Source organism: Micromonospora sp. WMMC250 (genome assembly GCF_027460215.1).
Taxonomy (GTDB): domain Bacteria; phylum Actinomycetota; class Actinomycetes; order Mycobacteriales; family Micromonosporaceae; genus Micromonospora; species Micromonospora taraxaci.
This window is the reverse complement of sequence record NZ_JAPZBJ010000002.1, coordinates 6,036,611-6,055,385: the sequence shown is the minus strand read 5'-3', so window position 1 is coordinate 6,055,385 and position 18,775 is coordinate 6,036,611. Positions and strand designations below refer to the sequence as shown.

The 18,775-nt window shown below is 71.7% G+C and carries 16 protein-coding genes; 5 read left to right on the top strand and 11 right to left on the bottom strand.

Annotated elements, in window-relative coordinates; genetic code table 11:
- The first annotated feature begins 25 nt into the window (after nucleotides 1-25).
- The gene (locus tag O3438_RS27480) at nucleotides 26-1,465 is read left to right on the top strand and encodes a serine/threonine-protein kinase (RefSeq protein WP_269682524.1); all 1,440 of its coding nucleotides are present in this window, start codon (nucleotides 26-28) and stop codon (nucleotides 1,463-1,465) included.
- A gap of 186 nt (nucleotides 1,466-1,651) precedes the next feature.
- Here O3438_RS27480 and O3438_RS27475 read toward each other — a convergent pair whose 3' ends face one another.
- The 9 genes from O3438_RS27475 to O3438_RS27435 form a co-directional block, all read right to left on the bottom strand.
- Nucleotides 1,652-2,707 (bottom strand): glycosyltransferase family 4 protein, encoded by a 1,056-nt coding sequence (locus O3438_RS27475; RefSeq protein WP_269682523.1) that lies wholly within the window; start codon nucleotides 2,705-2,707, stop codon nucleotides 1,652-1,654.
- 157 nt (nucleotides 2,708-2,864) lie between these two features.
- The gene (locus O3438_RS27470) at nucleotides 2,865-3,533 is read right to left on the bottom strand and encodes a BON domain-containing protein (protein WP_269682522.1); all 669 of its coding nucleotides are present in this window, start codon (nucleotides 3,531-3,533) and stop codon (nucleotides 2,865-2,867) included.
- A gap of 183 nt (nucleotides 3,534-3,716) precedes the next feature.
- On the bottom strand, nucleotides 3,717-5,303 hold the full coding sequence (locus O3438_RS27465) for a trypsin-like peptidase domain-containing protein (RefSeq protein WP_269682521.1): 1,587 nt from the start codon (nucleotides 5,301-5,303) through the stop codon (nucleotides 3,717-3,719).
- A gap of 62 nt (nucleotides 5,304-5,365) precedes the next feature.
- Nucleotides 5,366-6,952, bottom strand: a complete 1,587-nt coding sequence (locus O3438_RS27460) for a sensor histidine kinase (RefSeq protein WP_269682520.1) — start codon at nucleotides 6,950-6,952, stop codon at nucleotides 5,366-5,368.
- Nucleotides 6,949-7,650 (bottom strand): response regulator transcription factor, encoded by a 702-nt coding sequence (locus tag O3438_RS27455; RefSeq protein WP_030336721.1) that lies wholly within the window; start codon nucleotides 7,648-7,650, stop codon nucleotides 6,949-6,951. Before O3438_RS27455 ends, O3438_RS27460 begins: the two co-directional genes overlap by 4 nt.
- Nucleotides 7,651-7,734: 84 nt before the next feature.
- A complete protein-coding gene (locus tag O3438_RS27450; RefSeq protein WP_269682519.1) occupies nucleotides 7,735-8,346 on the bottom strand; it encodes a PadR family transcriptional regulator in 612 nt (203 codons plus the stop codon).
- The gene (locus O3438_RS27445; protein ID WP_269682518.1) at nucleotides 8,343-9,170 is read right to left on the bottom strand and encodes a DUF4097 family beta strand repeat-containing protein; all 828 of its coding nucleotides are present in this window, start codon (nucleotides 9,168-9,170) and stop codon (nucleotides 8,343-8,345) included. Before O3438_RS27445 ends, O3438_RS27450 begins: the two co-directional genes overlap by 4 nt.
- A 290-nt stretch (nucleotides 9,171-9,460) precedes the next feature.
- Nucleotides 9,461-10,399, bottom strand: coding sequence for a lysophospholipid acyltransferase family protein (locus O3438_RS27440; RefSeq protein ID WP_269682517.1), 939 nt, complete (start codon nucleotides 10,397-10,399; stop codon nucleotides 9,461-9,463).
- Nucleotides 10,396-11,172, bottom strand: a complete 777-nt coding sequence (locus tag O3438_RS27435) for a GNAT family N-acetyltransferase (RefSeq protein ID WP_269682516.1) — start codon at nucleotides 11,170-11,172, stop codon at nucleotides 10,396-10,398. Before O3438_RS27435 ends, O3438_RS27440 begins: the two co-directional genes overlap by 4 nt.
- 157 nt (nucleotides 11,173-11,329) lie before the next feature.
- Here O3438_RS27435 and O3438_RS27430 point away from each other — a divergent pair, with 157 nt between their 5' ends.
- The 3 genes from O3438_RS27430 (at nucleotide 11,330) to O3438_RS27420 (ending at nucleotide 13,875) form a co-directional block, all read left to right on the top strand.
- Entirely contained in the window at nucleotides 11,330-11,977 is a 648-nt protein-coding gene (locus O3438_RS27430; protein WP_269682515.1) for a hypothetical protein, read from the top strand.
- Nucleotides 11,978-12,118: 141 nt separating this feature from the next.
- Entirely contained in the window at nucleotides 12,119-13,054 is a 936-nt protein-coding gene (locus tag O3438_RS27425; RefSeq protein WP_269682514.1) for an ABC transporter ATP-binding protein, read from the top strand.
- Nucleotides 13,051-13,875, top strand: a complete 825-nt coding sequence (locus tag O3438_RS27420; protein WP_088987815.1) for an ABC transporter permease subunit — start codon at nucleotides 13,051-13,053, stop codon at nucleotides 13,873-13,875. Before O3438_RS27425 ends, O3438_RS27420 begins: the two co-directional genes overlap by 4 nt.
- 52 nt (nucleotides 13,876-13,927) lie before the next feature.
- Here the strand turns inward: O3438_RS27420 and O3438_RS27415 are convergent, their stop codons facing one another.
- Both O3438_RS27415 and O3438_RS27410 read right to left on the bottom strand, forming a co-directional pair.
- Nucleotides 13,928-14,323: a hypothetical protein gene (locus O3438_RS27415; RefSeq protein WP_088987814.1), complete on the bottom strand. Its 396-nt coding sequence runs from the start codon at nucleotides 14,321-14,323 to the stop codon at nucleotides 13,928-13,930.
- Entirely contained in the window at nucleotides 14,320-14,658 is a 339-nt protein-coding gene (locus O3438_RS27410; protein ID WP_269682513.1) for a hypothetical protein, read from the bottom strand. The genes O3438_RS27415 and O3438_RS27410 overlap by 4 nt, the downstream gene beginning before the upstream one ends.
- Nucleotides 14,659-14,939: 281 nt before the next feature.
- On the opposite strand from O3438_RS27410, the gene O3438_RS27405 reads away from it, so the two are divergent.
- Nucleotides 14,940-18,710, top strand: coding sequence for a multifunctional oxoglutarate decarboxylase/oxoglutarate dehydrogenase thiamine pyrophosphate-binding subunit/dihydrolipoyllysine-residue succinyltransferase subunit (locus O3438_RS27405; protein WP_269682512.1), 3,771 nt, complete (start codon nucleotides 14,940-14,942; stop codon nucleotides 18,708-18,710).
- Nucleotides 18,711-18,775: the final 65 nt, after the last annotated feature.

Here is an 18,775-nt window from a genome sequence, read left to right as displayed (position 1 = left end):
CCCACCCCTGAGGCAGGTGCGATCTGTGAAGGCAGCACTGCATCCGGGCCGGTTGCTGGCCCGCAGATATCGACTTCTCGACCAGATCGGCGCCGGCGGCATGTCGGTCATCTGGCGTGCCCGGGACGAGGTGCTGGACCGGCTGGTCGCCCTCAAGGTCCTCGCTCCTTCGCTGGCCGCCGACGCGCGTTTCCGGGGCATGGTGCGCGAGGAGGCCCGGGCCGCCGCCCAGTTGGTGCACCCACACCTGACCTCGGTGCACGACTACGGCGAGACTGTCGATCCGGACGGTTCGATCACCTCGTTCGTGGTGATGGAACTGCTCGACGGCGAGGAGTTGGAGCTGCGCCTCACCGAGGGGCCGTTGCCGTGGGCCGAGGCGGTCCAGGTGGGCGCGCAGGTCGCGGAGGCACTGGCCGCGGCGCACCGGCTCGGCATCGTGCACCGGGACATCACCCCGGCCAACGTGATGATGACCGGGACGGGCGTCAAGGTGCTCGACTTCGGCATCGCCACCCGGATCGGCGCACCGGACGAGGACGAGGACGGCGAGACCTTCGGCACGCCCGCGTACGTCGCACCGGAACGCCTGGACGGCGCGCCGGCCCAGCCGTCCACCGACGTGTACTCACTCGGCGTGCTGCTGTACGAGGCGCTCACCGGTCGGGTCCCGTACCCGGCCGACACCTGGGAGCAGCTCAGCGCCGCACTGGCCGACGGCCCGCCACCGACGCTCGCCGAGCTGCCGGAGCTGCCCCCGCCGGTGGCCCGGATCTGCCTGCGCAGTCTCGCCCGGGATCCGGCCGACCGGCCGACCGCCCGGCAAATCGCCACCGTGTTGCGCGGCCATCTGCTGCCGCCCGACCCCCCGGCCGCGACCATCCGGGTGCCCACCCGGCCTCTGCCGCCACAGCCGGTCGACCTGCCGCCGGTCGACCTCCCGCCGGCGGCCGAAGGGGCGGCGGCCGACTCGGGTTGGTCCCGACGCCGGCTGGCGCTGCTGCTCGTCCTGGCCGTCGGTGTGGCACTGGCCGGCGTGGCCCTGCTGCCCGAGCAGCGGCCGACGCCCCGCACGCAGCCCTCGGTGGGCCCGACGACGACCTCACCGAGCGATCCGCCAGTCCCGCCGTCGTCCGAGCCGACCACGCCCTCGCCGACGACGCCGAGCACCGGCAGCACGCCCACGTCACGTCCGGGGAGCCTGGTCGAGGCCGCCAGCCGGGTCGACGGGCTGATCACCGCGGGCCTGAACGCCGGGGAGATCCGTGACGACGTGGGTCTCGACCTGCGCAACGAGCTGCGCAACCTGACCGCCGCGGTCAGTTCCGGCCGCGACGAGCTGGCGCCGCCGGTGGCCCGGCTGCGGGAAAAGGTCGCGGTGCGCCTCGGCGAGGGTGGCATCAGTCCGGGGTACGCGTCCCAGCTCGACGCCGCCATCGCCGACCTGGGGGCAGCCCGGGTCTAGACGAGTGGGTCCGAAGTCTGGTCGGTGGTCGCCATCCGCTTCGGCTGGCCCACCGTGCCGATGTGCTGTTGAGCGATATACCTCAGAGTCATAAATATGACCCTGAGGTATATCGCGCACCGTCGCATCCGCCCTGACGGAGGTTACCGACGGTCACCGCCGGCCGCGCCCACAGACCGGGGCAGGTCAGCGGACCGGCACCCGGGCCGATTCGCGGAGGTCGTACCCCCTGGCGGCGAAACCTCGGTAGACGTCGACGTAGTCGTTCGCCATCCGCTCGACCGAGAAGTTCTCCGCGACGTGCGCCACGCAGTCCTCCGGGTCGAGCTGCTCGACGGCGAGCACCGCGGCGGGCAGCTCCTCCGGCCGTTCGCACACCAGCCCGGTCAGCCCGGGACGCACCAGCTCCGGCACCGCGCCCCGGTTGAGCGCCACCACAGGCGTGCCGGTCGCCATCGCCTCCAGCATCACCATGCCGAACGGCTCGTCCCACTGGATCGGCATGATCAGACAGCGGGCGTCGACGAGCATCCGCAGCGTCTCCGCGCGGTCGGCGTTGAGCACGACAGTCACGTCCTCGTCGACCAGCGGCGCGACGACCTGCTCGTAGTAGCGACGCTCGGCCGGCTCGTTGCACTTGCCGGCCAGCAGCAGGGGCAACCCGGCCTCCCGGCAGGCCCGGATGGCGACCTCCGGGCCCTTGTCCGGGCTGAACCGGGCCAGCCACAGCACCGGCCCCCGGCCGGGCGCGTTCTTCCGCGGGAAACCACGGATGTCCAGTGCGTTGTGCACGGTGCCGGCCCAGGGCAGGTCGGTGTTCAACCGACGTTGGGCGTGCGAGATGGCCACCAGGGCGACGCCCTGGTCGACGTCGCTCAGCACGTCGCCGTACTCCCCCACGGGGTTGCCGTGCACGGTCGCGACCGTCGGCACCGCCCGGCGGCCGGCGACCAGCGGGCCGATCGTGGTGTGGTCGTGGATCACGTCGAAGTCGGCGGCCGTGATCAGCCGGTTCACCCGGGCCAGGTGGGCCAGTTCCGGCAGTGACTCGCCGAGCCGCTCGTACTGGACCTCGGGAACTGTGGAGACGAAGCCGTCGGCCGCCGTGCCGTGGTCGCTGCCCGCGCCGAACAGCGTGACCGCGTGGCCCTGGACGCTGAGGGCGTCCACCAGTGCGGCGACGACCTGTTCGAGGCCGCCGTAGCCGGGAGGCGGCACTGACAACCATGGCGGGACCACCATCGCGATACGCAACGACCGCCCTGTCGGCCGGTCCGCGGGCGGGTGGATCAGGGCCACGAGTCCTCCCCGTTGGTCCCCGGTGCGGCGCCACCGGCGGTCGGAACGGTCGGCGGCGAGTTCCCAGGGATCCCCCGGGTAAACCGGACAAGTCGGATGCTCACCCGCCGACCAGGAGTTGGTCGTGCACCACCCGTACGCCCGGCGCGGACCAGGCCACCCGCTCGACCTGGTCGCGTTCCCACCAGGACCGGACCACCCCGGCCAAGACGAGCGTGTCGCCGTCCACCTCGACGGTCACCCGCTCGGCCCCGATGGTGCGCGCCAGCGCCCGCTGCACGTCCCGACGCAGCAGCTCGGCCGGTGGCGTCGGCGGTCGCACCTCGATCAGGTTGGTGATCCCCCGTACGCCGTCGAGCCGGCGCACCGCCCCCTCGGCGGCACGCCGCTGCCACCCGAACTCGACCTCACCGCGGAGCATCAGCCACCCGTTGGCCACCGTCACGTCCAGCCGCTCGGCGGGCACGAAACTGTCCCACTCCAGCGCGCGGGCGGCGGCGATGGCGACCTCGCCGTCGGTACGCCCCGGTGTGCCCGGCAGCCGCACCTCGATCTCGTCGGCCACCGCCCGGACGCCGCGAACCCGCTGCGCGCAGCGGATCGCCGCCCAACCGCGGGCGGCACCGTCCACGAAGCCGGTCAGCGTGACCACACCCTCGTCGACGCTCACACCGATCTCGTTCGGTTGCAACTGGGCGTCCCAGGCGAGCTGCGCCAGGACGTCGCGTTGGATCCGCTGGTCGTCGCGGACATCCACCACGTCGGTCACGACACCCACCCCCGGTTCCGGTCGCCGAGACTCGTCGGCCCCGAACGTGCCGGAGAACCGGGTGACGGCGGTTCACCCGGATCGGGTGAACCGCCGTCACGGGCGGAAAAGAGCGGCGGGTGACGGAGCCGACCCCCTCGGCTCCGCCACCCGCCGCCGGAGGGAGGCAGGTTCAGATGTGTGTCACTGCGTCTCGGCGAGCGTCACGGTCACCGTCTTCTCGTCGCCGTTGCGCTTGAACTGCACCTCGACCCGGTCGCCGACCTTGCCGGCCTGCACAGCGCCGACCAGGTCGTCGGAGTCGTTGACCGGCTTGTCGCCGAACCGCGTGACGACGTCGCCGCGCTGCAGGCCGGCCTTCTCGGCCGGGCTGCCCGGGGTGACCGACGCGACGAGCGCGCCGCCGCCCTCGGCCTGGTTGACGCCGACCCCGAGCGACGGGTGACTGACCTTCTCGCCGCGCTGGAGCTTGCCCGCGACGTCCTTGGCCTTGTTGCTGGGGATGGCGAAGCCGACGCCGATGTTGCCGGTGCTCTGGCCGGAGGTCGCGATGGCGGTGTTCACGCCGATCACCTCGCCCCGGGTGTTGACCAGCGCGCCGCCGGAGTTGCCGGGGTTGATCGGGGCGTCGGTCTGGAGCAGGCCGGAGATCGAGCTGACGGTCTGGCTCTGCTGCTGGGTCGGGTCCTGCGGCTGACCCTCGCCGGCCCGGATGGTGCGGTCACGGGCGCTGAGGATGCCCGACGTCACCGAACCTTGCAGGCCGAGCGGGCTGCCCAACGCCAGCACCTGGTCACCGACCTGCATGGCGTCGCTGTCACCGAACTTGGCCGCCTTGAGGTCGCTCACGCCGTTGGCCTTGACCACGGCGAGGTCGGTCTTCGGGTCGGTGCCGATGACCTTCGCCTCGGCCTTCTTGCCGTCGGCGAAGATCACCAGCACGTTGCCACCGGCGGCGGAGGCGACCACGTGGTTGTTGGTCAGCACGTACCCGTCGGCGCTGAGCACCACCCCGGAGCCCTCACCGCTGTCGGTGGTGATCGAGACGACGCTGTCCTGCACGGACGCGGCGATCTTCGGCAGGTCCGCGCCGTTGATCACCGGTGCTGCCGAGTAGGTGCGGGTGACACCGCCGCCGTCACCGTCGAGGGCCAGGGCGAGCGCGCCACCGGCGACGCCCGACCCGAGCATCAGGGCGAACACCGCGACGCCGGCCCCGGCGAACTTGGCGATCCGACCCGGCCGAGGGCCGCTGCCGGGCGGTGCGACCTGCGGACCCCACGGCGGGACCGGCTGGCCCGGGTGCTGGGGGTGCTGCCCGGGGTGCTGCGCGTGCTGCTGGTGCTGACCCGGGTACGCCATGCCCGGCTGGCCCCCGCCGGCCCAGCCGGACTGCTGGCCCGGGTACCAGGGAGCACCGGGGTACTGACCGGCGTTCTGCTGCGGGTAGCCGGACTGGCCGTGCGGCGGGTAGCCGGAGACCGGGTACGGCGGCGCGGACGGGGTGGCAGCCGAGGGCTGGTAGGCGGTCGGCGGCTCGTACCCGGTCGGCTGGTGGGCGGGCGCGGACGGGCCGGCCGGCGCGGGCGGCGCGGACGGGGGCACGGCGCTCGTCGGCGTGTCGTCGCCGCTGGTGGAGACGACCTCGATGGGAGTGGTCGGGGAGTCGGACTGCGCGCGCTCGTCGCGCGGCAGCTCGGCGGTGGGGTGCGACGGCTCGGCGTCGGTGGGGGCCGGCCGGCGCTGCGGGTCGGACTCGAACTCGGTCATGGCACTACCTTCCCCCCCAGCTCTGCGATCAAGCTGGAACCGTCCTGGAAGTTGGCTGAAAGTCACTCGCCGGCGTCGTCGACCTGTGGCAGCAGCGGAAGCCGGACCCGGAAGGTCGCCCCGCCACCGGGCGTCTCGGCCACCTCGACCGAACCGTGGTGAGCAGCGACCAACGCCGCCACGATGGCCAGGCCGAGGCCGGTGCCGGTGTTGCCGTCAGCCCGCCGGGTCCGTGCCGCGTCCGCCCGGTAGAACCGCTCGAAGACCCGTTCGGCCTGCTCCGGGGAGAGGCCCGGGCCGGTGTCGGCCACCTCCACCACGGCGAAGCCGCCCGGTTCGCTGTGCAACAGCACACGGATCTCGGCGTCGGTCGGAGTGTGGGTCAACGCGTTGGTGACCAGGTTGCCGATCACCTGGCGCAGCCGCGCGTCGTCGGCGGAGACCACGAGCGGGCCCGCATCGGGCGCGATCTCCAACTCGATGCGCCGATCCGGGGCGATCGCCCGGGCCGCGTGCACCGCGTCGGAGGCGAGCACCGGCAGCTCCACCGGAGTCAGCGAGAGCGGCCGTTCCCGGTCCAGGCGGGCGAGCAGCAGCAGGTCCTCCACCAGCAGTCCCATCCGCGCCGCCTCGTCCTCGATGCGGCGCAGCAGGCCGGCGGTCTGCTCGGGCGCGCGGGAGGCGCCCTGCCGGTACAGCTCGGCGAAACCACGGATGGTGGTCAGCGGGGTCCGTAGCTCGTGCGAGGCGTCCGCGACGAACTGCCGCATCCGTTCCTCCGAGCGCCGGGCCCGCGCCTCGGACGCCTGGGCGGAGGCCGCCGCGTCCCGGGCGGCATTCTCCGCCCACCGCGCCGCGGACTCCGAGGCGGCTCGGGCGGTGAACGCCACCTCGATCTGGGTGAGCATCGCGTTCAGCGCGCGGGAGAGCCGCCCCAGCTCGGAGGTGGGATGCTCCTGCCCCTGCTCCGGATCGGGCACCCGGCGGGTCAGGTCACCCCCGGCGATGGCGGCGGCCGTGCGTTCGATCTCCACCAGCGGTTTGAGGCTGGTACGGACGATCGCCGCGCCGACCGAGGCCAGCATGATCAGCACTGCTCCGCCGACCAGCAGGTCGATCCAGGCCAGTCGTTTGACGGCAAGGTCGACATCCGTCAGGTGCTGGCCGATCACGGCCATCTGGCCGTTGGGCAGCTCGGTGTAGAGCATCCGCCAGCGCACCGAGCTGTCCCGGGCCCGAACGGTGAACGGGTTTCCGTCGCGGGCCTCGTCCTGCGCCTGGAAACCGCTCGCGTCGCTCGGCCACGGCGGCAGATCGTCCACGCCGAAGCGGGACGAGTCGTACGAGGGCACCTGCACCTTGCCGGTCCGCACGTCGGTCAGCACGACCACGTAGTCGGTGGGCAGCGACACGGTGTTCGTCGACGGCGTGACCGACTGGATTCCCTTGGCCGTGATGGACTGGATTCCCTTGGCGGATCCACGTAGCTCCAGGTCGATCTGGTCGACCAGGTAGTTGTGCAGGAAGTACGCGGTCGAGACGCTGATCACCAGCAGCGCGACGGCGACCAGCGCCAGCACCGAGGTGACCAGCTTGATCCGCAGTGGAACGCCGCGCACCCGTTCCTTCGCCTGCTGGACCGGGTTCACGCCGCCGGCTTGCGCAGGACGTACCCGACGCCACGGAGGGTGTGGATCAGCCGAGGCTGGGTGGTGTCGACCTTGCGCCGCAGGTACGAGATGTAGGACTCGACGATGTTGTCGTCACCACGGAAGTCGTAGTTCCAGACGTGGTCGAGGATCTGCGCCTTGGACAGCACCCGGTTGGCGTTGAGCATCAGGTACCGCAGCAGCTTGAACTCCGTCGGCGAGAGCTGCACGCGCTGCCCGGCCCGGTGCACCTCGTGGGTCTCCTCGTCCAACTCCAGGTCGGCGAAGGTGAGCCGGGAGGGTGCCTGCTCGCCGGTCGTGGTGCGGCGCAGCACGGCGCGGATCCGGGCGGTCAACTCCTCCAGGCTGAACGGCTTGGTGACGTAGTCGTCGCCGCCCAGGGTGAGGCCGCGGATCTTGTCGTCGGTGGCGTCCCGGGCGGTCAGGAAGACCACCGGGGTACGCGTGCCGCCCTCCCGGAGCATGCGGATGACCTCGAAGCCGTCCAGGTCCGGCAGCATCACGTCGAGCACCACCAGGTCGGGCCGGTGGTCCTTGGCGGCGTTGAGCGCCGCGCTCCCACTTGTCGCGGTGGCCACGTCGAAGCCCGCGAACCGCAGGCTCGCGGAGAGCAGTTCGAGGATGTTGGGGTCGTCCTCGACCACGAGGAGTCGCGCCTCGGTCTGGGTAGCGGGCATGGGCCCATCATCGGTGACGTCACTGCGTCGGCGCTGGACGGTTCCTGCAAAAACCCTGTGAGTCGCGCCGACTGATTTTCCGACTCAGCGCAACAGGCGGCGCAGCCCGTCCAGGGCGCCGTCGAGCAACCTGATCGCGGTACGGAGTTGCGTCTCGCTGAACCGTCGGACGCGCACGAGTTGACCCACCTCGGACGTGAACGCGGCCAGCCGCTCGTCGAACTCGTCGAGCAGCGCGGCGGGCGGCCCGGCGGCCGACGCCGGCCGGGGCGGCGGTGTGGGCGTATCCCACCGGGTACGCCGGGTCTGCCGGGTGGCCTCGCTCAGCTCCCGCTTGAGGTCGCGTACCGACCCGCGTACCTCGCTGCGGATCTCGCCGGCCAGGCTGGAGAGGTCGGCCACCGAGGCGGCGATGTCCGCTTCCAGCTCGGTCAACTCGCCGGCCCGCTGGTGCAGCTCGGCACGACCGGCGTCGGTGATGTCGTACGTCTTGCGGCCACCGGCTGCGGTGTGGCTGACCAGGCCCTCGGCCTCCAACCGTTGGAGGCGGGGGTAGATGGTGCCGGCGCTGGGCGCGTAGAGCCCGAGGAACCGGTCCTCCAGGAGGCGGATCAGCTCGTACCCGTGCTTCGGACCGTCGTCGAGGAGCTTGAGCAGGTAGAGCCGGAGCCGTCCGTGGCTGAACACGGCGGTCACGGCAACTCCTCCCCATCGTCGTCGACGGCTCGGGCGAGCAGGGCGATGCTCCCCGAGGTCGCGGAAGCCCAGAGCTTACCTTCGCCCGCGCCGAGCACCCCTTCGCTGCTGCGCAGTGGGAACGTCGAGGTGCGGATCTGCGGAAAGCCGCTGGTGATCCGGCCCGAGGCGGTCTGCAGTTGCACGGCGAGGTCGCTGTCCTCGCGGACCCGGACGGTGATGCCCCCCGAGATGGTGGTCAGCCGGATCTCGCTGCGTCGGGGGTTCTCCACCAGGTCGCAGGTGATCGCGCCGGAGACGGTCTGCGCCCGCACCCGGTCGGCGGCGCTGTCGGCGAGGATCACCTCGCCGGAGACCGTCTCCATCGAGAGGTCGCCACGGATGCCGAGCGCCTCCACCGGCCCGGACGTGATGGTCGCGGAGGTGTTGCCGCGCAGGCCCATCAGGGTGATCTGGCCGGAGACGACGTGCACAGTGGTCTGCCGGCGCAGGCCGGAGGCGACCAACGAGCCCGCGACCAGACCCAGATCGGCGAGGACGTCGGCGGGCACGGCGACGGAGACGTCCACCCGCGGGTAGCGGTGGATCATCCGAAACCACCGCAGGACGTCCGACCAGCTCCGGCCGCGCTCCTGGCGGATGCTGAGCCGGCCGTCGGAGTGGTCGATCAGGACCGGCCGGCGACCGACCTGGGTGACGTCGATCCGGGTCGGGCCGTCGGTGGCGACCACGTTGAGCCGTCCGCTCACCAGCCGGACGTCCAGCCGGGTGACCGGACCGTCCACGGTGAGCCGCTGCGGACTCTCGACCGTCCATCCGGCCATGGCGTCCCCCTCTCGACGATGCGACACGCCCACACGCGCCACACAGGGAGACACTAACGCGATACATCGCGACATCACAAGATAGGTCGCGAGCCGCCCGTCCGCCGTCGTCGACCTCCGCCCACCAAGATCCGCACAACTTCCCGGATGTTGCTGCCTCCGGCGTCCGGGAGGCACCAACATCCCCGATGTTGCGCGGATCTTGGTGGCGATCCCCGCGGCGGGGGCCGCGGGCCGGGAGGCGGGCGAGGGCGGGGGCGAGGCGGGGCGAGGGCGGGGACGGCGAGGGCTCAGGCCGCCAGGTCCAGCTCGCTGCCTGTGACCGGCGTCGGGACGGGGACCGCCGGGGCCACCGTGGGAACCGCACACAAGCGGGTCCGCGTCGCCGCGTCCGATGCGGGCAGCAGGTGTACGGCCGACTCGGCGGCCCGGGCCAGCAACCGCCGGTCGGCGTCACGGGCGGGGTGCAGCGCGGCGGCGATCGTCACCGAGACCACGATCTCCCGCGCCGCGACCACCCGGGCCACCGACCGCAGCAGGGTGTCCGCGCCGAGGAAGGCGGTCGCCGTGGTCGCGGAGCCGGTCGCGTCGCAGCGGTAGGCGAGCCGCAGCGGCACCACCGGGCTGCCCGCGTCGACGGCCGCCTGGAACGTCGCGGGCCGGAAACCACCACCGGGGCGACAGTCGGCGGTACCGTCACCAGCACACCAGGTCGTACCCTCCGGGAAGACCGCCACCGACCGGCCGGCGCGCAACGCGTCCGCGATCCGGCCGACGGTGTTCGGCAGCGCCGTCGGGCGGGACCGGTCCACGAAGACAGTGCCCGCCGCCGCTGCCAGCAGCCCGACCACCGGCCAGGAGCGGATCTCCCGTTTCGCGACCATCCGGGTGGGCGCGACGGCCAGGACCGCGAGGATGTCCAGCCACGAGACATGGTTGGCGACCAGCAGCGCCCGCCGCCGAGGCAGCCGGCCCCGGATCACCAGCCGGACTCCGAAGGCGCGAATGGTGGCCCGGGCCCAGCCGCGTACCGCCGCCTGCCGTTCCCGGGTTGGAAGCACCGGCAGCAGCAGCACCAGGCCGACCCCGGCGACCAGCATGCCGACCGCCGCCGCCAGGCGCAGCACCCGACGGGCCACCGGCACCGTGGGCACCTCACCGGCAGCCGGCAGGCAGTCGTCGTCGCAGCCCGAGGAGGGCCGCCACAGGTCGTGCGCCACGGCGGTCACCGCTGCTCCCCGCCCAGGAAGTGCCGCAGGTAACGCGGGTTCATCCGGTCCAGCGAGAAGAGCACGTAGAAGTCCGCGCACCCGAAGTCGCTGTCGTACGCGGGTTCGCCGCAGATCCACGCGCCGAGCCGGAGGTAGCCCCGTAGCAGCGGCGGCACGACGACGCGCCCGGCCGGTTCGGCGGCGGTCACCGGGGCGGCGGCGGCCGGCTCGGCGAACCAGGGTCGGAGCGGACGGACCCGCAGCGGCGGCGGTGACAGGTGCCGCGCCTGGGCCTGGGCCCAGACCTCGGTGACCGTCCGCCCACCGTCGTCCACCGGCACCGAGGCGCAGCCGCCGAGCCAGCGGGAGCCGCGCAGGTGCAGGTAGCGGGTGAGGCCCGCCCACATCAGGTTGATCACCGCGCCGGAGCGGTGGTCCGGATGCACACAGGACCGGCCCGTCTCCACCAGGTCGTCGCGGAGGGAGTCGAGCGCCGTGAGGTCGAACTCGCCCTCGGCGTACCGGCGGGGGGTCCGGCCGGGCGGCAGCAGCCGGTAGGTGCCGACCACCGCGCCGGTGCTGTCCTCACGGACGATCAGATGGTCGCAGTACGCGTCGAAGGGATCCACGTCCAGCCCGGCCTGGCCGGGACGGAGGGTGGCGCCGAGCTCGGTGGCGAACACCTCGTGGCGCAGGCGTTGCGCGGCCGCGACCTGGGTGGGGTCGTCGGCGATCAGCAGGGTGTATCCGCTGGTCTTCAGGGGTGCGCCAGCGGCATGCAGAACGGCCATGGGATCTGTGTAGGTGCCCGGGTTGCCATTCACGGGGACCACTGGTGTCGATCGGATGAACGCCGGCAGGCGAGACCGCGAGCACCACAGGGTTCCGCCCGTGCGAGGCTGCCGGGACGGCCGGCGAGGACGCTGGTACGCCACCTGGAGGTCGACGATGCGCATCGAGTCCCGCTACAACGGGCCCACCGGCTCCGGCAACGGCGGATGGAGCGCGGGGGTGTTCGCCGCCGAGGCGGGCGGCACCGGGCCGGTCGAGGTGACACTGCGCCGGCCACCGCCGCTGGAGACCGAGCTGCGGCTGGTCGACGGCGAGGTTCGGAACCCGGCGGGGGAACTCGTGGCCGAGGTACGCCCGGTCGACGCGGTCGATGCCGTCGTACCCCCGGTCGACCTGGAGACCGCGGTGGCCGCCGCGACCCGCTACCCGGGGCTGGTCGAACATCCGTTCCCCGGCTGTTACGTCTGTGGGCCGCAGCGGGCCGACGGGCTGCGGATCTTCCCCGGTCGGTTGCCGGACGGGCGGACCGCCGCGCCGTTCCGGGCCCCCGAACAGGTCAGCGAGGCCACGGTCTGGGCGGCGTTGGACTGTCCCGGCGGGTGGACGGTGCTCGCGCCGGGACGCCCGTACCTGCTGGGCCGGATCGCCGCCGAGGTCGCCGCGCTGCCGGCGCCGGGCGACGAGTGCGTGGTGACCGGGGCGCTGCTCGGCGTCGACGGGCGAAAGGCGGTCGTGCACACCAGCCTGTACGGCCCGGGCGGCGCGCTGCTGGGCGCGGCACGGGCGACCTGGATCGCCCGCTGATCCCGGTCGTCAACCGTAGGGAGGACCCGCCTCCACCCTGAGAGGGATCAGGACATACGGACCGCGCCTGATTGACCTTGTTGCATTGGGCCGTCACGCTGTGCCACGGCGTACCTCGACGCCACGCACGGGAGGAGAACGATGACTGACGGGCAGAGAAGCCCCACCAGCGACGGTCAGATCGCGGTGTCCGGTCTGACGAAGCAGTACAAGAACGTCCGGGCGGTGAACAACCTGTCCTTCACCGTGGCGCCGGGGCGGGTGACCGGCTTCCTCGGCCCGAACGGCGCTGGTAAGACCACCACGCTGCGCATGTTGCTGAACCTGGTCACGCCGACCGCCGGCACGGCCACCATCAGCGGCAGCCGGTACGCCGACCTCGCCGACCCGCTGCGGCACGTCGGCGCGGTGCTGGAGGCCTCCAGCGCGCACAAGGGCCGCACCGGCATCAACCACCTGCGGGTGATCTGCGCGGCGGCCGGGCTGCCCAAGCAGCGGGCCGACGAGGTGCTGGAACTGGTCGGGTTGACCCCGGCGGCGAAGCGCAAGTTCAAGGGTTACTCGCTGGGCATGAAGCAGCGGCTCGGCATCGCCGCGGCGATGCTCGGTGACCCCCGGGTGCTGATCCTCGACGAGCCGGCCAACGGGCTGGACCCGGAGGGCATCCGGTGGATGCGTGGGTTCCTCAAGAACCTCGCCCACGAGGGTCGTACGGTGCTGGTCTCCAGCCACCTGCTGTCCGAGATGCAGCTGCTCGCCGACGACGTGGTGATCATCGCCGCCGGCCAGTTGATCCGGCAGGGCCCGGTCGACCAGGTACTCGGGTCGATGGCACAGGGCGCGCAGGTCCGGGTGCGTACGCCGCAGGCCGAGGCGCTGACCACGGCGCTCAAGGCGCAGTCGGCGACGGTGAACGTCGACGAGCAGGGCGTGCTGCTGGTCACCGGGGTGGACGCGCCGACCATCGGCCGCGCCGCCCTCGCGGCCGGCGTGGAACTGCACGAACTGACCACCGAACGGCCCGACCTGGAACGGGTCTTCCTGGAGCTGACGGCCGGAAAGGCGGGCATCCGATGAACCTGGTCCGATCCGAGCTCCTCAAGATCCGTACCACCAACACCTGGTGGATCTTCGCGCTCATCTCGCTGCCGCTCTGGGCGCTCACCCTGTTGATCAACTGGTTGCAGGCCGACACCCTGACCAACGGCAACCTCGGCGAGGTGCCGGCCGACCAGGCCGACACCCTGGCGGCGGCGTCCAGCGCGGACGCGCTCTCCTCGAACCTGTTCACCACCGGGCAGTTCTTCGGCCTGCTGATCGTGATGCTGCTCGGCATCATCGTGGTGACCAGCGAGTTCTTCCACCAGACGGTCACCACCACGTTCCTCACCAACCCGCACCGCACCGCCGTGATGAGCGCCAAGCTGGTCGCGGCGGGCGTGCTGGCGCTGCTGTTCTGGCTGGTGACCACCGCGTTCAACCTGGTTGCCGGTTCGGCGGTGCTGAACGCCATCGGGCTCGACTCACAACTGGGCAACGAGGCCGCGTGGCGGGCGATCGGGTTGAACCTGCTCGCGTACCTGCTCTGGGCGGTGTTCGGAGTCGGCATCGGCGTGCTGCTGCGCAGCCAGATCGGTGCCACGGTGACCGGCATCCTGCTCTACCTGGGCGGCTCGATCGGCGCCATCTTCGTGATCGCCATCCTGGCCGACCGGTGGGGTGACTGGATCAACAACCTTCAGTTGCTGGTGCCGTCACTGGCCTCGTCGCTGATGGTCACCGGGGCCGACATCCCGGGCAACCCGCCGCGCTGGGCCGGGGCCGCCGTCCTGATCGGGTACGCGGTGGTGACCGGCGTGGTCGGCACCCTGCTGATGCGTCGACGCGACATCTCCTGACCGGTGCCGGGGTGACGGCAGCGCCGCCGTCACCCCGGAACGCCGGCCCGGCTCACCCGCCGGGGCAGCCCCGGCCGCCGCTGCGCGGTATGCACTGGGTGACCGCCGGGGCGGGCTCGTCGTCGGCGGGCGTGTGGCCGATCAGGACGCCGGTGGCCATCCGGCCGACCAGGACGACCAGCAGATACACCACCACCATCCCGCCGACCGCCCACCGGAAGTGCCGGTGCCAGTCCGCCTCGCCGGCCAGCCACAGCCCGACGATCGGCAGCGCGTTGAGCAGGAGAGCGGCGATCAGCACGGCGTCCGTGCCGGCGCCGAACGCCTGCGCCGCCTCGTGGGTCGGCGCGTACGGCTGCGAGGTGCGCCGGATCAGGCCCACCACGAGCAGGAACGGCACCCCGTACAACCAGACGAAGAAGAGCCCTCCGAGGCCGAGCCGCCTCACGAGCGCCCCGCGTACACGGCCGCGCAGATCGTGACGGTGACCAGTGCGGACAGGGTGCCGGCGAGCACCGCCGAGGGCACCAGCCGGACGACCAGCGCGGTCACCAGCGCCGTCACGACGAGCAACCCGGCCAGCACCGGCCCACCCCACACCAGCATGACCAGCGCCAGGGACTCCCCCGGCGACAGGCAACTGAACCAGGCCGAGCAGTCCGTCGGCGGCGGGCTCGGCACACTCGCCAGGCCCACCGCCACGGCCGCGCCGACAGTCACGTACCAACCGGACGCCACCGCCACACTCCGGCCGTAGCGCCCCCGTACCCCGTTGTGATCCATGCGAAGGATCCTCACCGGACTCGCGGCACGGAGACATCGGCATCCGTACTCAGTTGCCTGCCGTTACGCTCCCGACGGCCCACCTAGCAGTTGGCGGCCGACCACGCAGCGGTTGGTGAACTTCTGGCATCTTCTGTGAAACCGGCCACGGGACCGAGGCGGAAATGCCTGCGGGATCCGCACGGCGTAGCCTGGGAACCGTCCAGTTCGCGCTCCCCTACCGGGCGCGAGGGACGCACCGCGTGCCACACAAACCCGCGTGAAAGAGGCGATTACCGGCCGTGTCGACCCAGCAGACTTCGCAGGAGAACCCACTAGCGGGTTTCGGCCCGAATGAGTGGATCGTCGAGGAGATGTACCAGCGTTACCTCGCCGACCCAACGAGCGTCGATTCGGCCTGGCACGACTTCTTCGCCGACTACCGGCCGGCGCCCGGAGCGGCGACCCCGCGTGGGGCCGAGTCGTCGGACAAGCCAGCCGCCGCTCCCGAGCCGGACGGCCAGCCCGAGGCGGCCGCCAAGGTCAGCCAGCCGAGCGCCCCGGCGAAGCCGGCGAGCGCGCCGGCCGACGCGAAGCCGGCCGCCGCCCAGTCGGCACCGGCCAAGCCCGCCGCCGCTGCTCCGGCCGCGCCCAAGGCCGCGACGGAGAAGGCCGCACCGGCCAAGCCGGCCGCCAAGGCCACCGCGCCGACCGCTGACGGTCCGCAGACCACGCCGCTGCGTGGCGTCGCCGCGAAGATCGTCCAGAACATGGACGCCTCGCTGAGCGTGCCCACCGCGACCAGCGTCCGCGCGGTCCCGGCGAAGCTGCTGGTGGACAACCGCATCGTGATCAACAACCACCTCGCCCGCGGGCGAGGTGGCAAGGTCAGCTTCACCCACCTGGTCGGCTACGCGCTGGTCCGGGCGCTGGTGGCGCACCCGGAGATGAACAACTCCTTCGCCGAGTCCAACGGCAAGCCGGCGATGGTCCGCCCGCCGCACGTCAATCTCGGCATCGCGATCGACCTGGCCAAGCCCGACGGCAGCCGCAACCTGGTGGTCCCCTCCATCAAGGGCTGCGAGCAGATGGACTTCCGGCAGTTCTGGCAGGCGTACGAGGACGTGGTCCGTCGGGCGCGGCGCAACGAGCTGACCATGGAGGACTACTCCGGCACCACGATCTCGCTGACGAACCCGGGCGGCATCGGCACCGTGCACTCGATGCCGCGGCTCATGCAGGGGCAGAGCGCGATCATCGGCGTCGGCGCGATGGAGTACCCGGCCCCCTACCAGGGGATGTCCGAGGCCACCCTGGCCGAGCTGGCCGTCAGCAAGATCATCACGCTGACCAGCACGTACGACCACCGGATCATCCAGGGCGCGCAGTCCGGCGAGTTCCTCAAGGTCATGCACGAGCTGATCCTGGGCGAGCACGGCTTCTACGACCAGATCTTCACCGCGCTGCGCATCCCGTACGAGCCGGTGCGCTGGATGCGCGACGTGGCGGTCAGCTCCGAGGGCCAGATCAACAAGACCGCCCGGGTGCACGAGCTGATCCACGCGTACCGGGTGCGCGGTCACCTGATGGCCGACACCGACCCGCTCGAGTTCAAGATCCGCAAGCACCCCGACCTGGACGTCCTCCAGCACGGGCTGACCCTCTGGGACCTGGACCGGGAGTTCCCGGTCAACGGCTTCGCCGGCCGCCAGCGGATGAAGCTGCGCGAGATCCTCGGCGTGCTGCGCGACTCGTACTGCCGCCGGGTCGGCATCGAGTACATGCACATCCAGGACCCGGAGGAGCGGCGCTGGGTCCAGGAGCGCATCGAGCGCAAGTACGAGAAGCCGTCGGCCGACGAGCAGAAGCACGTGCTCAACCGGCTCAACGCCGCCGAGGCGTTCGAGACCTTCCTGCAGACCAAGTACGTGGGCCAGAAGCGCTTCTCGTTGGAGGGCGGCGAGTCGCTGATCCCGCTGCTCGGCGAGGTCCTGGAGTCGTCCGCCGAGAACGGCCTGGACGAGGTCGTCATCGGCATGGCCCACCGGGGTCGGCTCAACGTGCTGGCCAACATCGTCGGCAAGCCGTACGAGAAGATCTTCTCGGAGTTCGAGGGTCACCTGGACCCGCGCTCGACGCAGGGCTCCGGCGACGTGAAGTACCACCTGGGCCAGAACGGCAAGTTCACCACCCCGGACGGCGAGCACGCGGTCAAGGTGTCGGTGGTGGCCAACCCGTCGCACCTGGAGGCCGTCGACCCGGTGCTGGAGGGCATCGTCCGGGCCAAGCAGGACCGGATCGACCTCAAGCTGGAGGGCTACACGGTTCTGCCGCTGGCGGTGCACGGTGACGCCGCGTTCGCCGGGCAGGGTGTGGTCGCCGAGACCCTCAACCTGTCGCAGCTGCGCGGTTACCGCACCGGTGGCACCGTGCACGTGGTCGTCAACAACCAGGTCGGCTTCACCACCGCCCCGGAATACAGCAGGTCCAGCCTCTACAGCACCGACGTGGCCCGGATGATCCAGGCGCCGATCTTCCACGTCAACGGCGACGACCCCGAGGCCGTGGTCCGGGTCGCCCGGCTGGCCTTCGAATACCGGCAGACGTTCAACAAGGACGTCGTGATCGACATGGTCTGCTACCGCCGGCGCGGGCACAACGAGGGCGACGACCCGTCGATGTCCAACCCGCAGATGTACAAGATCATTGACTCGAAGCGTTCGGTCCGCAAGCTCTACACCGAGGAGCTGATCGGTCGCGGCGACATCACCGTGGAGGACGCGGAAGAGCTGCTCCGCGACTACCAGGCCCAGCTGGAGAAGGTCTTCAAGGCCACCCGGGACGCCGCCTCGGCACCGCGCCAGCTCAACCGGCCGCGCCGCGAGGAGGAGCCGGAGCCGCAGGTCGACACGGCCACCGACGCGGCGGTCGTGAAGGCCATCGGCGAGGCGCACGTCAACCTGCCCGAGGGCTTCACGCCGCACAAGCGGATCCAGCAGCTGCTCGACCGGCGGGCCAAGATGTCCGTCGAGGGCAACATCGACTGGGGCTACGGCGAGATCATCGCGTTCGGGTCGCTGCTGCACGACGGGGTCACCGTCCGGCTCGCCGGTCAGGACTCCCGTCGCGGCACGTTCGTCCAGCGGCACGCCTCGGTGGTCGACTCCCGCACCGGGGACGACTACCTCCCGCTGAAGTCGCTCACCGGCGACGGCGAGCGCTCCCGGTTCTTCGTGCACGACTCGCTGCTCAGCGAGTACGCGGCGATGGGCTTCGAGTACGGCTACTCGGTGGAGAACATCAACGCCCTGGTCGCCTGGGAGGCCCAGTTCGGCGACTTCGTCAACGGCGCCCAGTCGGTGATCGACGAGTTCATCTCCTCGGGTGAGGTGAAGTGGGGCCAGCGCTCCGCTGTCACCCTGCTGCTGCCGCACGGCCACGAGGGCCAGGGCCCGGACCACACCTCCGGGCGGCCGGAGCGGTTCCTGCAAATGTGCGCCGAGGACAACATGCGGGTGGCCATCCCGACGACCCCGGCGAACTACTTCCACCTGCTGCGCCGTCAGGCCCTGTCGCCCAAGCGCAAGCCGCTGGTGGTGTTCACGCCGAAGTCGCTGCTGCGGCACAAGCTCTGCGTCTCCTCGGTGGAGGACTTCACCACCGGCACCTTCCAGCCGGTGCTGCGGGACACCGCCGCTCCGGCGCCGGAGGCGGTGAAGCGGGTGCTGCTCTGCTCGGGCAAGGTCTACTACGACCTGTTCCAGGCCCGGCAGGAGCGCGGCGTCACCGACACGGCGATCCTCCGGATCGAGCAGCTGTACCCGCTGCCGGTGGAGGAGATCCGGGCCGCGCTGGCGCAGTACCCGAACGCGGAGGACTTCGCCTGGGTGCAGGAGGAGCCGGCCAACCAGGGCGCCTGGTCGTTCGTCGCGCTCAACCTGCTGGAGCACCTGACCAACGTGCGCCTGCGGCGGATCTCCCGCCCGGCCGCGGCCGCCCCGGCGGTCGGCTCGGCCAAGACCCACGAGGTCGAGCAGACCGCGCTGATCGAGGCGGCTCTCCCCCGCCCGTGACCTGACCGCACCACGCGAGCCGGGGCAGGGCCGTTTCCCACGGTCCTGCCCCGGCTCGCGTCGGT

What these genes read in the sequence shown, in the direction of transcription:
- O3438_RS27475 (WP_269682523.1), bottom strand. Translation starts at nt 2,707, where the DNA reads ATGGTGGTCCCGCCATGGTTGTCAGTGCCGCCTCCCGGCTACGGCGGC.
- O3438_RS27465 (WP_269682521.1), bottom strand. Translation starts at nt 5,303, where the DNA reads ATGACCGAGTTCGAGTCCGACCCGCAGCGCCGGCCGGCCCCCACCGAC.
- O3438_RS27455 (WP_030336721.1), bottom strand. Translation starts at nt 7,650, where the DNA reads ATGCCCGCTACCCAGACCGAGGCGCGACTCCTCGTGGTCGAGGACGAC.
- O3438_RS27445 (WP_269682518.1), bottom strand. Translation starts at nt 9,170, where the DNA reads ATGGCCGGATGGACGGTCGAGAGTCCGCAGCGGCTCACCGTGGACGGT.
- O3438_RS27435 (WP_269682516.1), bottom strand. Translation starts at nt 11,172, where the DNA reads ATGGCCGTTCTGCATGCCGCTGGCGCACCCCTGAAGACCAGCGGATAC.
- O3438_RS27430 (WP_269682515.1), top strand. Translation starts at nt 11,330, where the DNA reads ATGCGCATCGAGTCCCGCTACAACGGGCCCACCGGCTCCGGCAACGGC.
- O3438_RS27425 (WP_269682514.1), top strand. Translation starts at nt 12,119, where the DNA reads ATGACTGACGGGCAGAGAAGCCCCACCAGCGACGGTCAGATCGCGGTG.
- O3438_RS27420 (WP_088987815.1), top strand. Translation starts at nt 13,051, where the DNA reads ATGAACCTGGTCCGATCCGAGCTCCTCAAGATCCGTACCACCAACACC.
- O3438_RS27410 (WP_269682513.1), bottom strand. Translation starts at nt 14,658, where the DNA reads ATGGATCACAACGGGGTACGGGGGCGCTACGGCCGGAGTGTGGCGGTG.